Annotated in this window: 10 protein-coding genes; 3 read left to right on the top strand and 7 right to left on the bottom strand. The window is 56.5% G+C overall.

Annotated elements, in window-relative coordinates:
- The first annotated feature begins 31 nt into the window (after positions 1–31).
- The gene (locus QP888_RS09380) at positions 32–1,411 is read left to right on the top strand and encodes a D-alanyl-D-alanine carboxypeptidase family protein (protein ID WP_284813298.1); all 1,380 of its coding nucleotides are present in this window, start codon (positions 32–34) and stop codon (positions 1,409–1,411) included.
- 132 nt (positions 1,412–1,543) lie between these two features.
- On the opposite strand, the gene QP888_RS09375 is transcribed toward QP888_RS09380, so the two are convergent.
- The 6 genes from QP888_RS09375 to QP888_RS09350 form a co-directional block, all read right to left on the bottom strand.
- Complete coding sequence (locus tag QP888_RS09375) at positions 1,544–2,632, bottom strand: YhjD/YihY/BrkB family envelope integrity protein (protein ID WP_284813297.1); 1,089 nt, start codon at positions 2,630–2,632, stop codon at positions 1,544–1,546.
- 126 nt (positions 2,633–2,758) lie between these two features.
- The gene (trpS, locus tag QP888_RS09370; protein WP_284813296.1) at positions 2,759–3,790 is read right to left on the bottom strand and encodes a tryptophan--tRNA ligase; all 1,032 of its coding nucleotides are present in this window, start codon (positions 3,788–3,790) and stop codon (positions 2,759–2,761) included.
- A 154-nt stretch (positions 3,791–3,944) separates the two neighbouring features.
- On the bottom strand, positions 3,945–4,136 hold the full coding sequence (locus tag QP888_RS09365; RefSeq protein ID WP_018121425.1) for a hypothetical protein: 192 nt from the start codon (positions 4,134–4,136) through the stop codon (positions 3,945–3,947).
- A gap of 56 nt (positions 4,137–4,192) precedes the next feature.
- Positions 4,193–4,972, bottom strand: a complete 780-nt coding sequence (locus tag QP888_RS09360) for a trimeric intracellular cation channel family protein (RefSeq protein ID WP_284813294.1) — start codon at positions 4,970–4,972, stop codon at positions 4,193–4,195.
- Positions 4,973–5,002: 30 nt separating this feature from the next.
- On the bottom strand, positions 5,003–5,938 hold the full coding sequence (locus tag QP888_RS09355) for an exodeoxyribonuclease III (protein WP_284813292.1): 936 nt from the start codon (positions 5,936–5,938) through the stop codon (positions 5,003–5,005).
- A 39-nt stretch (positions 5,939–5,977) separates the two neighbouring features.
- Positions 5,978–7,225: an MFS transporter gene (locus QP888_RS09350; protein ID WP_284813290.1), complete on the bottom strand. Its 1,248-nt coding sequence runs from the start codon at positions 7,223–7,225 to the stop codon at positions 5,978–5,980.
- Positions 7,226–7,437: 212 nt separating this feature from the next.
- Here QP888_RS09350 and QP888_RS09345 point away from each other — a divergent pair, with 212 nt between their 5' ends.
- Positions 7,438–9,654, top strand: a complete 2,217-nt coding sequence (locus QP888_RS09345; RefSeq protein ID WP_284813289.1) for an NADP-dependent isocitrate dehydrogenase — start codon at positions 7,438–7,440, stop codon at positions 9,652–9,654.
- A 422-nt stretch (positions 9,655–10,076) separates the two neighbouring features.
- Here QP888_RS09345 and QP888_RS09340 read toward each other — a convergent pair whose 3' ends face one another.
- Entirely contained in the window at positions 10,077–11,429 is a 1,353-nt protein-coding gene (locus QP888_RS09340; RefSeq protein WP_284813287.1) for an SLC5/6 family protein, read from the bottom strand.
- A gap of 241 nt (positions 11,430–11,670) precedes the next feature.
- Between QP888_RS09340 and metX the strand changes: the two genes are divergently transcribed.
- Positions 11,671–12,789, top strand: coding sequence for a homoserine O-acetyltransferase MetX (metX, locus tag QP888_RS09335; RefSeq protein WP_284813286.1), 1,119 nt, complete (start codon positions 11,671–11,673; stop codon positions 12,787–12,789).
- Positions 12,790–12,845: the final 56 nt, after the last annotated feature.

Genomic DNA, 12,845 nt, shown 5'->3' with positions numbered 1-12,845 from the left:
TCCGTAACAAGGAGTAGACTTATCGGCTGTTATGGATGAGAGCAAACCCGGCCGCCGCGCCCTTGTGAGATACGGATCGACCTGCTGCGCGGCTTTACTTGCCACTGGCATGGTCACGGGAACCACCGCGTTTGGCATCGGCGCACCCGACTTCGCTGCCCTACACGCTGCTGCGGCCCCACTGATCCGCGCCCAGCAGGAAGAACCCACCCCGCTGGAAGGCCCAGCTCCAAGCGAGGGCGACGAGTCGGCAGCTCCGGAGCCACTCAGCCGCGAGGAAGCGCCCGATACCAGCTCGTGCCCGAACCGTGTGCATCCGCCGCAGGCTCGCACCACCTCTGAGGCTGTCGCGCCCGGTCAGCCCTCTCCTACCCCATTGCCGCCACTGGAGAAACAAAACTGCGGGGTCAGCACTGCTCCGGGTTTTCATGTCGACGAATCCGTCTTGGCTTCAGCCTGGTTGGTTGCCGATATCGATTCTGGCGAGATCATCGCGCAGAAAGACCCCCACGGGCGCTACCGCCCGGCCTCGATTATCAAGGCATTACTGGCCTTGGTCGCCATTGCAGAGCTCGATCTGGAAAAGACCGTGACCGTCTCACAGGAATCTGCCGATCAAGTCGGCTCCCGAGTAGGCATCGGCGCTGGTGGCGAATACACCATCGAGCAGCTGCTGCACGGTTTGTTGCTGGCATCTGGTAATGATGCCGCGCACGCTCTGGCACAAGAACTCGGCGGCGACGAAGCGGCGCTGCGCAAGATCAATAAGCTTGCCGACGATCTGGGAACCACGGACACCTACGCCGCGAGCTATTCCGGCTTGGACGTAGCGGGCAACTCAGCCTCAGCCTATGACCTGGGATTGATTTATCGCGCGGCCTACCAAAACCCGACTTTTGATCGCATCGTGAACACCGAATTCATTCCATTCCCGGGATTCGACGAGCACGAAGGATTCGAAGTCTGGAACGACAACCACCTGTTTATGAATGATCCGGACGGCATGGGCGGTAAAACTGGTTACACCGACGATGCCAACCACACCTTCGTCGGTGCACTGAACCGTGACGGTCGGCGATTGATGGCGGTAATTCTCGATACCACCGTCGACAAGGCCCGCGCGTGGGAGCAAGCGCAAAAACTATTGCATTCGGGATTCTCTGTGGCACCGGGCACGAATATCGGCATATTGCAGCCAGTCGCCGATGTAGACACCGAACCCACCCTGACAGAGGGGGCTAGCCCGGCACCACAAAATTCCGACGATGCGTCGCCAGATAGCGCGGACGCGGATAATGCCGGTACAAATGCTGAGTCCCACGAAAAGATGATCTTGATTGTGGTGCTCGCTGTCATCGCCGCTGGAGCCGGAATTGCGGCAATAGCTGGATTCTTCTTACGTCGGCGTTAAGGACTTCTGGGGCTCAACGCCAGGCAACGTCATCAACGCCTTCAACGTTATTGAAACCACTATCCTGATGAATATTCAAACAACCGAATACTAGCGACCGAATATTCCAGCGACGATTCACTATACGTTTAGTTATTTCGCCTTAAAGATCTTACGGAGCGCCCAACCACCGGCAGCACCTAAGCCTGCACCGGCGCCTAGTAGGGTGCGGGTCGACGGGCGCTTTTTCACCTCGTGACGTACTCGGATCACGGCTGGTTCCGGAACCGGAACTTCCTCGGTGGCACGAGCCTGCTTGGTGGTGGCGGTAAACGCAGAAACGTAGAGCACCACGCGCCAGATCAAATACAACACAATCATCAAAGCGATGATTGGCCCGAATATCGCGCCAGTCGGACTACCCGTAGCCGAAGACAGGATCACGGTAAACAGCTGTTTGATCACTTCAAAAACGAGTGCGCCTAGCAATGCACCAATGAAGCCGGCCTTCTTGGGCACTTTCTTACGCGGCAGGATAACCACCAGCCACCACATGACCAGGAAGTTCGCGAGAATACCAACGAACAGCGCGGAGAAGAACAGAATATAGTTCAACCCTGGCATGACATCGTCCACATTCAGCCACTCTAAAACGGTAAAAACAATGCCAGACGAACCCACAGCGGTAATGCCGAAAGCGATGATGAATGCCAGAATCAAGCCAATCAGACCCAGCAAATCATTGAACTTCTTGACGACGAAATTTGCACCGTCGTTCGGATCCATGTTCCACATCGAAGAAATGCCAGCACGCAGGTTATGCATCCAGTTCAGACCGGTCCACAGCGCAGTCAAACCACCAATTCCGGCCACCGCACCACGGCGCTCCACCGCGCCTTCCAGGATTTCGTTGGCAATCTCGCCCATCTGTCCTTCCAGTGACTCAGTAATTTGATCCTGGAAACTAGCGAAAAGTTCTGGACGGCCCGCCAAGACCTGCGCCGCAGCCGCAACGATCAACATCGCAATGGGAAAAACCGCCAACACCGAGAAATACGTAATACCGGCGGCAAACTGATTACCACCCTGCGCACCATAACGCTCGACAGTGCGCATGATGTGGTCGAAAAAATCTGACTTGTGCCGCATTTTCTCGACGAATCCAGGATCATCGTCCCGCACGCGTTCGATGCCGTAGTTGTCCTGGTTTTTCTCAGCTGACTTTGTGGTGGTGGCTGCCACTTCAGTGTCCTTTAAGTTGGTAATGGTCTTGCGCTGGCTAGCATTAGTTCGCGCTGGCTTGCACTGCCCTGGTTTTTCTCTGTGAGCTTTGCTTACTCACTCTAACGCATCCGTAGCTAACGGTAGCTAACGCGGCTGCGCTGGCAGGAAACCCACCTTGTCGTAAACGTCGGCAAGCACTCCAGCAGCCACTTCCCGGGCACGATCCGCGCCGTCGGCAAGAATCTGGCCCAGCTGTGCACGGTCATCCATGAGTTCATCGTAACGAGCACGCAACGGGTTCGTGAATTCTTCCAACGCATCAGCAGTATCAACCTTGAGGTGGCCGTAGCCCTTGCCTTCATAGGAAGCAACCAGATCATCGACAGGAGTATTGGTTAAGGCGGACTGGATGGTGAGCAAATTGGAAACCCCCGGCTGCTGCTCACGATCAAAGGCGATCACGCCCCGGTCATCAGTCACGGCGGACTTCAGGCGCTTTGCGGAAGTCTTTGGCGGATCCAGCAGATTGATGAGCCCCTTGGGGTGCGGGGTGGATTTCGACATCTTGATCATCGGATCCTGCAGATCGTAAATCTTGGCCGAACCTTCGGGAATGAGTGATTCTGGCACCTCGAAAGTTGTGCCGAAGCGCGTGTTGAACCGCTCTGCTAGGTTACGGGTAAGCTCCAAATGCTGGCGCTGATCCTCCCCCACGGGCACATACTGCGGATGATAAAGCAAAATATCGGCGGCCATGAGCATCGGGTAGGTAAACAACCCCACCGAAGTGCGCTCCTCACCGTGCTTAGCGGATTTGTCCTTAAACTGTGTCATGCGTGCGGCCTCGCCATAGCCGGTCAGGCACTGCAAAACCCAGTTCAACTCAGCGTGTTCTGGCACATGCGACTGGATGAACAGCGTGGACCGCTCCGGATCAATGCCCAACGCAATCAACTGCGCAACACCGGCGTAGGTGCGCTCGCGCAACTGCTTCGGGTCCTGCTCCACCGTCAACGCGTGCATGTCCGGGATGAAGTAAAACGCGTCAAAATCATTCTGCAGTTCGATCCACTGCTTCAGGGCTCCAAGGTAGTTTCCAAGGTGGTACGAATCGGCGGTTGGCTGAATGCCAGACAGCACACGCGGTTTGTCGGTAATAGGCACCGATGCGGTCATCTTTTTATCCTTTACTCAGTACTGAAAGTGGCACTTAATGTGGTTTTTCAGTGGCATCTCAGCGGTTTTCAGTAGTTTCTGGCACGCAAAAACCCTGCTGGCGCAGAGTACAGCCAGCAGGGCGCGAAGCTATCGGTAGCTTGTAGGTATTCGGCTACACCTTGCGCGAGGTTGGATCATAGAGATCCAGCGCAGTGGCGAAAGCAGCAACGATGCACGCGCCACCTACTCCCATGGTGATACCCGAAACCAGCCCTGCCATGGAGAACTGTACGTTCATGTACCAGACAATCGAGCCGGCCAGGATGGCAATGCCAATGATCAGCCAGGATAAAACGCGAATCATACTGAATTCTCTTTCCGGTCAGTATCAGAAAAATAAGTCCCTTTTATGCTAGCAGCTTACTCGCTTTCCGACGATTTTGACTGCTCATTTTCAGGATTCTTAGTTTTCTTCGACGTCTCCGGCTTGATCCCCCTAGCAACCTTCGATTTCGCTTTCCGCGCGGTTTCGCGCACAAACTGCGCAGATAGGCGCAGGCGCGGATCCACCGGCTGGTTTTCGTCGTTATACGCGAAAATTGGCATGGACTTGTTGTACTTCACTGCCCACATGCGTACAGCGAAGGTCACGATCAGCCCTGCGGGAATTACCACTGCCGGTGGGGCACCTAATTGTTCCAAGACCATATAAGTCACCGAGCCAATCAGCGCGCAGGCTGCATACAAATCGCCCATGAAAACTAGCGGCACCCGGTCGCTTAAGATATCGCGCAAAATTCCGCCAAAAACACCGGTACAAATCGCAGCCACGATAGCGATCAATGGCCCATGGCCTTCCGACAACGCCACCTGGGTACCCAACACCGTAAACGCTGCCAACCCCACTGCGTCGAGAGCCAAGAACAGCGATCGAAAATAGTGCATGAAAAACGACAACGACACCGTCACCGCCGCTGCCACCAGCACGACGATCAAATATATCGGGTTATCCACCCACACCAGCGGGTAATGTCCAAGCAGCACGTCGCGCACGGTTCCCCCACCGAAAGCCGTAATCGCGGCCAACAGTGAGACCGCAAAGAAATCCAGGCGTTGGCGACCGGCGGACAAAGCTGCAGTCATCGCCTCCGCGGATATACCGACCACATACGTCGCGGTTAATAACGTCGTCACGGTCATAGATGCACGTCCTTTACACGAGAATCGAGCTTAGTGAAATTCCACCAGCAAAGGCGAGTGGTCCGACCAACGCTGCTCAACGGTCGGGGCCTTTTCTACCCACGTCCGTTGTGCGCGTTCCAGCATGGTACGGGTGGCAGCCTGGTAGTCGATACGCCACCCGGCATTATTGTTGAAAGCCTGACCACGGTAAGTCCACCAGGTATAGGGGCCGTCGTGCGCCGGATCTGGGTTCAAGCGACGGGCCAGGTCAAACCACTGCGGATCAGTGGCTGGCTCGCGCTGGGTGTTCGCTGCATAGTCCACGACGCCCTGGTAGTCGCCAAGGTATTTCTTTTCCTGCGGGGCTTCATCAGGAAACGCACCAAAGACGGAATCTAAGAAAGCACGTTCTTCAGGCAAGTGGCCCGAAACTTTTTCGTTTGGCTTGTTGTTTTTCAGATCTTGGCTGCGGTGGCAAATATTCCAGTCGCCACCAATGACCATGTTTTCGTGCGCATCTGCACGCTGCAGCAAGATCGAATCGAATTCATCAAGGAAAGTGTATTTTTCATCTTGCTTGGCGGTCCCCTGCGCACCCGACGGTAGGTACAGCGAAGCGACGCGAACATCGCCAAAGCTAGAGTTCAGAGTGCCTTCGATCCAGCGGCCAGCGGTGGTAAATGCACTAGCGTCGCCGAAGCCCACCTGGACGTCGGCAAGTGGGCTACGCGATAAAATTCCCACCCCGGCGCGGCCCTTGGCTTCGGCATCAGCAACCACCAGGTGCCAGCCAGCCTCCAGCGCGGGGGCTAATGCCTTCTGGGTTTGTTCCGGGGTCGCGCGGACTTCCTGCATGAGAACGACGTCGGCCGAGGTATTTTCCAACCAGTGGTTCATTCCCAGGTTGTCGTCGTTACGCTTTTTGCAGGCGGCACGGATGCCGTTGACGTTAACTGTGGCTATCGTCAGTTGAGGTTCAGACATGGCCCCCACTGTATAGGGGTGGGCGTCACAGTGTGGAAACTAACCTGTGTTAGTGAAAGACTTGTGTCGCAACCAGATGGTCGGGAACCAAATGACGATGGCAGCAATGGCCAAACCAGCTCCGGCAAGCGAAGGTGCGCTGTAGCTGTAACCGGCAGAAATCACGGCACCGCCCAACGCGGCACCAGCGGCATTAGCCATATTGAGAGCGGAGTGGTTCAAAGCCGCGGCCAGGGTTTGGGCGTCGCCAGCAGTATCCATCAGGCGGATCTGCAGCGACGGCACGAGCGTCGAACCAAAGAAGCCAACCAAGCCGAAATTGATGGTACCCAACCACGGGCTCGACGAAGTGAAGTAGAACGCGACCAACACCAGGCAGATCATTGCCAAGGCGAACAAAATGCCCTTTTCCAGGTTCCAGTCAGCAACGCGACCGCCGAACCACGTACCAGCCACCATGCCGATACCGTAGGCCATGAGCACAATCCACATCAGCGACGGATCCAGGCCTGCTTGTTCGGTCATAGTCCAGGAAATATAGGTATATACCGCGAACATGCCACCGAAGCCAACGGTGCCCATCGCCAGAGTGAGCCATACCTGGCCGCGTTGTAGCGCACCCAGTTCCGTGCGAACCGAGGTCGCACCCATGCGCACCATGTGCGGCATCAGGTACCACAAGGAGACCAAAGTGACCACTCCCACGATAGTGACAAACACGTAGGAAGCGTGCCAGCCGAAGGCCTGACCGAGTGCCTGTGCTGCAGGCACACCACCGACGGTGGCAAAGGATAGTCCCATCGAGACGAAGGAAATCGCACGTCCACGCTCGCCCTCCGGCGCCATGGAGGCCGCAGCCAAACCGGCCACCGAGAAGTACGCACCATGCGGCAGGCCGGCAATAAATCGGGCTACCAGCAAAAACTCATATGTCGGAGCAACGACCGACAAGAAGTTACCAATAATAAACGCGCCGACCAGCAATAACAGCAGGCGTCGACGCGGGATTTTACCCGTCACCGCCGTAATCGCTGGCGCACCGATCACAACACCCAGCGCGTAGAGCGAAATGATGCGCCCTGCGGTGTCCTCAGTGACTCCATAATCTTCAGCGATCAACGACAAAAGGCCCATGGAGACGAACTCCGTCACGCCGATTCCGAACCCGCCCAACCCAAGGGCGACCATGACGATATATCGGCGCTTTTCGGTAATCTCCGTCTGCCGTGGCAGGGCTCGACGACGGGGGCTTGAAGCTAAATTGCGCAAATGACTCAACTGTGGCACGCATGAGACCCTACGCCCATAAAAGCGCAGGTGCCTAGTCCGCCAGACTTTCTGTGTCCGGTGCCACAACTGTCCTGCGAAACCTACATACGTGGGTCACAATTCACGGCATAGGTGGGTCACAATTTACGGCGTCGAACAGCAAACTAGTCAGTTTATAGGTAACCTGGGGCCGCAACATTTTAGTGACGAAATATTTCAAGGAGTCTGAAATGGCTAAAATTGTTTGGACCCGTACCGACGAAGCCCCACTGCTGGCTACCTACTCGTTCAAGCCAGTGGTTGAGGCGTTCGCTTCTACCGCGAATATTGATGTCGAAACCGCCGATATTTCTTTGGCGGGACGCATCATCGCGCAGTTCCCAGAGCGTCTCACCGACGAACAGAAAATGGACGACGCCCTGGCACAGCTTGGTGAGCTGGCGAAAAAACCAGAGGCTAATATCATCAAACTGCCAAATATCTCGGCTTCCCTGGTGCAGCTCAAAAACGCCATTAAGGAGCTCCAGGAAGACGGTTACGACCTTCCTGATTACCCAGACAAGCCTGCCAACGACGAAGAAGAAGACATCCGCAACCGCTATGACTCGGTGAAGGGTTCGGCTGTGAACCCGGTGCTGCGTGAAGGTAACTCCGACCGCCGCGCGCCGCAGGCTGTGAAGAACTTCACGAAAAAGCACCCACACTCCATGCAGGACTGGCCAGCAGATTCCAAGTCCGCTGTGGCCACCATGGATGACAACGACTTCGCGCACAACGAGAAGTCCGTCATCATTGACGGTGACGATGAGCTGAGCTTCGTTCTTAAGGCCGCCGACGGTTCCGAGAAGGTTCTCAAAGAAGGCCTGAAGGTAGAAGACCGCGAGGTCGTCGACGCCACCTTCATGTCCGCCAAAGCCTTGGATTCCTTCCTGCGTGACCAGGTTGCCTACGCCAAGGAAAACAACCTGCTGTTCTCGGCGCACTTGAAGGCCACCATGATGAAGGTCTCCGACCCAATTCTATTCGGCCACGTCGTACGTGTTTATTTCCACGACGTCTTCGACAAGTACGGTGACGAGCTCATCGAAGCGGGCCTGAACGGCGAAAACGGTCTGGGCCACATCCTGGAGAACCTGGACAAGCTGGACAACGGCGACGAGATCAAGAAGGCCTTCGACAAGGCGCAGGAAGACGGCGCCCCACTGGCTTACGTCAATTCCCACAAGGGCATCACCGCCTTGCATGTGCCTTCGGATGTCATCGTGGACGCTTCCATGCCTGCCATGATGAAGACCGGCGGCCAAATGTGGAACAAGAACGACGAAACCCAGGACGCCCTGGCGATCATCCCGGATTCTTCCTACGCTGGTGTGTACCAGACCGTCATCGAGGATTCGCAGAAGAATGGTCAATACGACCCAACCACCCTGGGTACCGTGCCAAACGTGGGCCTGATGGCCAAGAAGGCCGAAGAATACGGCTCCCACGACAAGACCTTCAAGATCCCTTCTGCAGGCACCGTCGAGGTTCGCAACAGCGCCGGTGAAGTGCTGATCTCCCATGACGTAGAAGAAAACGACATCTGGCGCGCCACCCAAACCAAGGATGCGCCAATCCAGGACTGGGTCAAGCTGGCTGTTTCCCGTGCGCGTACTTCCGGCATGCCAGCCATCTTCTGGTTGGACGAGAACCGCGGCCACGACGCCACCTTGATCAAGCTGGTCAACAAGTACCTCGCAGATCACGACACCGAGGGCTTGGACATCACCATCATGGATCCGGTCTCGGCCACCAAGAAGTCCGTCGAGCGCATGCGCAACGGTAAGGACACCATCTCCGTAACCGGTAACGTGCTGCGTGACTACAACACCGACCTGTTCCCAATCTTGGAGCTGGGGACTTCCGCAAAAATGCTATCGGTGGTTCCACTGATGGCTGGTGGCGGCCTGTTCGAGACTGGTGCTGGCGGATCCGCTCCGAAGCACGTGCAGCAGGTCCTGGAAGAAAACCACCTGCGCTGGGACTCCCTCGGTGAATTCCTGGCTCTGGCAGAATCCTTCCGCCACGAAGCAGCGAAAAACGACAACTCCAAGGCCTCTGTTTTGGCCTCGGCGCTGGACAAGGCCACCGAGAAGCTTCTCGACGAAGGCAAGTCGCCTTCCCGCAAGGTCGGCGAAATCGACAACCGCGGTTCCCACTTCTACCTGGCGATGTATTGGGCGCAGGAACTGGCGGCACAGTCCGAGGAATCTGAGCTGGCGGAGCACTTCGCACCAATCGCAGAGAAGTTCTCCGAGGCCGCCGACAAGATCGACGCCGAGCTGATGGAAGTTCAGGGCGAAGGCGCTGATCTGGGTGGCTACTACCAGCCATCCGACGACAAGGCTTCCGAGGTCATGCGTCCATCGGCTACGTACAACCAGCTGATGGAAGAGCTGAAGAAGTAAAACTTCGTGCAAAACTGCGGTGTCTGCGCCGGATTTCCGGCGCAGACACACATTTAAAGTTTCAAGCGCCCGAGGCAGGGTTTTGCCTCGGGCGCTTTTTGTTGGGTGGTTGGGTGCTCGGGTTTGCTGCCTGGGTGGTCTCGGTTCCCTGGGTGCTTTTGCTGCGATCTGGCGCTCTTTTACAAATAGTGGGGTAAAAAGGCCCAGTTTTCAGCGTCTATTTGTAAAACAGCACCACTAATTTCGGTTTACAAAAATTTTCACCTGGGCTTTCGCTGAACCCACGCCCCGCATCCAGCCTCAACGCCGATCGCACAGGAGTCCGCGCAGGAAGCCGAAAGGGCGCCCCACCCGAGCATCCCGGCAGTTTAACCAGCCAGCGCCCGCAGTCTAGCTCCCCCCCCCAGCGACCGCAGCCTCGCTTAACCCACCAGGTTGCGCAGCACATCCCAGAAGGTTCCGGCCATCACGACGATACCGATGATGACCACGAACCAGTTGCTGGCTACCGAACGGAAGCGCTTGAGAGCATCGACTTTGTAGATCGCCCATACAGGCAACAGGTACGTCATAAAGCCCATGAAGATCCCGCCGATCAGCGTGATCATATCCAGGATGGATGGGTTGATAATCGCCACGGCGGTGACCACGACAAAAACAAAGAGGTAGATAGCAATGGCCACGCTACGCGGGCTAGTATCCCGCATCATGCCTGGGGCCACCAGTTTGCCGAAGTACCGGGTACCTTCCACCGTGGCCAGCAGGTGACCGAAGTACGACGAAATGATCGCACAGATCACCACGATCGGCGCAATATAGGCAAGGAACTGCGTTCCAGTTTCATTCGCCAGGTATGACAGCACTGGGATGTTTTGCTCGTAAGCTTCTTGCATGCCGTCCGCGCCCAAAGCGAGTGCGGAGGACCAGACGAAAAACATGGTGAAAAGCGTCAGCAAAGCCGTGGCAATCAGGATGATCTTGGAGGATTGCTTCTCGGCTCCGTCACCGTAGAAGCGTTCCGTGTCCAGCACGAACTGCGAAATTGCCGCCAGGAAACTGAAGGAGAACACCAGTACCGGCATGATCAAGATGATGTCGCCGAGATTAGCGACGAAGCCATCAGCGCTGTAGTGGTAGAACGAGCTGAAATCCCACTGCGGGATCAGGTACAAAGACACCGCTGCCAGCGCCACGATCAACGGGTAGATCACGAACTGCGCGACCAGCAACGCGGTGTTGCGGCCTAGGGCGAATCCGAGCGTCATCAAGCCGACGCAGAGCGTCGCCAAGATTGGGCGCGAGATTTCTGGGCCGCCCAGCTGATTTTGGATGAAGCTGTCAACGGTGTTGGTGATCGAGATGCCGTAGATCATCACGATCGGGAACACCGTGAACCAGTAAATCAGGGCGACCAGAATGCCGGCGTTTTTGCCGAAGAAGTTGGTGACTACTTCCAGAACGTCTTGGCCTTGCTGCGAGGATCCGCTGAGCATGCGCGCGTAGGCGCGGTGCGACAGGAATGCCATAGGGCCGATCAAAAGGGTGGCCACCAAAAGCGGCCAGAATCCGAAGCTACCGGCATTGATGGGTAAAAAGAGGATACCGGCACCGACTGCGGTACCAAACAGCGCCAGGGCCCACTTCGAGTTGTTGGGTTTTTCGCCGCGAACGTCCTGATCGTAGCCAGAGCCTCCGGTTGTGCCGGGATCGCCAGCTGTACCTTGGCCGCCTGCGGTTTCGGTGTGCCCTGAGGCAGGAGTGTGTTTTTCGCTCACGAGCTGGAGCCTTTCCGTCGTCAAGAATGATTATTAATAATCATAGATTGTTGAGCAGTCCACTCCATTATGTCAGCCACATCACAAGAATAAAAACCAAATCTGAAGCACAACCACATCAGCTACATGTGGCTTGTCGACGAACCCCGCCACAGAGGCAGAATATAATTCTATAAGTAGACAGCTCTGTTCATCTAGACTGTGTGAAGCAAGTTACCGTCCACGTCGGAAAGCGACAGATATGCCTCATACCACGCCTTTTGGCCCAACTTCCACGCTGAACCACGCCAGCATCGGCGAATTCCGCACGGAGGCTGGCGCCATGATGGATGAGGTCACGCTGGGGTATCACGTCTTTGGCGCTTTCCGTGGCGAGTTGGACGGACCCAATAACGTCATCCTGATCGAGCACGCCCTGACCGGCTCCTCCAACATCGCGGATTGGTGGGGCGAACTACTCGGGCCGGGGCGGGCACTCGATACTTCGCGCTGGTGCTTCATCTGCGTCAACGCACTGGGCGGCTGCCACGGATCCACTGGCCCATCCAGCATTGCTTCCGACGGACGCGCCTGGGGATCGCGATTCCCCGCAGTATCGATTCGGGATATCGTTGCCGCAGAACGTCGTCTGCTCGACAAGCTCGGGTTAGAAAAGGTGCACGCTGTCATCGGCGGTTCCATGGGCGGTGCCCGCGCGCTCGAGTGGTCGCTGCTGTACCCAGAAATGATGGATGCGGTATGTATCTTGGCGGTCTCTGCCCGGGCTTCTGGCTGGCAGATCGGCATTCAGTGTGCGCAAATTTCTGCGATCGAGCGCGATATCAACTGGCACGGTGGCGACTATTACGACACAGAGGACTACCCTCTCGAGGGTCTGTGCGCCGCCCGCCGGATCGCACACCTGACCTATCGCGGGGAGCAGGAGATCGACGAACGTTTCGGCTCCGATGCGAACGAAGGCGAAAACCCCTTTGGCGAATTCCGCGACCCTACCCAGCGCTTTGCCGTCAATAGCTATCTGGAGCACCAAGGTCTCAAGCTGTCAAAGCGCTTCGATGCCGGTTCTTACGTCGCGCTCACCGAGGCACTCAACCGGCATGACATTGGCCGTGGGCGCGGCGGTCTCAACCGCGCGCTCGGAAAATCCACCGTGCCCACGATGATCGTCGGCGTCGACACGGATATTTTATACCCATACCACCAGCAAGAACACCTCTCCCGCAATATTGGCAACTTTTTGGGCATGGCGAAAATAGTCTCGCCGGTTGGCCACGACGCATTCTTGACGGAAACCCGGCAGCTCGACCGCGTGCTACGGAAATTCTTGAAGCTTTCCCTGCCGGAGCCTTACAGTATTTAGGATTTAGGCTGCCCCGGCTATCCGCGCAACAACACAATCCTTAAGCCACACACAAT

The sequence above is a fragment of the Corynebacterium sp. MSK297 genome (assembly GCF_030232885.1).
In the GTDB taxonomy this organism is placed as follows: Bacteria; Actinomycetota; Actinomycetes; order Mycobacteriales; family Mycobacteriaceae; genus Corynebacterium.
The sequence above is the reverse complement of the archived record's forward strand: the minus strand, read 5'-3'. Positions and strand labels throughout refer to the sequence as shown.

Excerpts from the sequence above, each read along its gene's own strand:
- QP888_RS09380 (WP_284813298.1), top strand. The coding sequence starts at position 32 with ATGGATGAGAGCAAACCCGGCCGCCGCGCCCTTGTGAGATACGGATCG.
- trpS (WP_284813296.1), bottom strand. The coding sequence starts at position 3,790 with ATGACCGCATCGGTGCCTATTACCGACAAACCGCGTGTGCTGTCTGGC.
- QP888_RS09365 (WP_018121425.1), bottom strand. The coding sequence starts at position 4,136 with ATGATTCGCGTTTTATCCTGGCTGATCATTGGCATTGCCATCCTGGCC.
- QP888_RS09360 (WP_284813294.1), bottom strand. The coding sequence starts at position 4,972 with ATGACCGTGACGACGTTATTAACCGCGACGTATGTGGTCGGTATATCC.
- QP888_RS09355 (WP_284813292.1), bottom strand. The coding sequence starts at position 5,938 with ATGTCTGAACCTCAACTGACGATAGCCACAGTTAACGTCAACGGCATC.
- QP888_RS09345 (WP_284813289.1), top strand. The coding sequence starts at position 7,438 with ATGGCTAAAATTGTTTGGACCCGTACCGACGAAGCCCCACTGCTGGCT.
- metX (WP_284813286.1), top strand. The coding sequence starts at position 11,671 with ATGCCTCATACCACGCCTTTTGGCCCAACTTCCACGCTGAACCACGCC.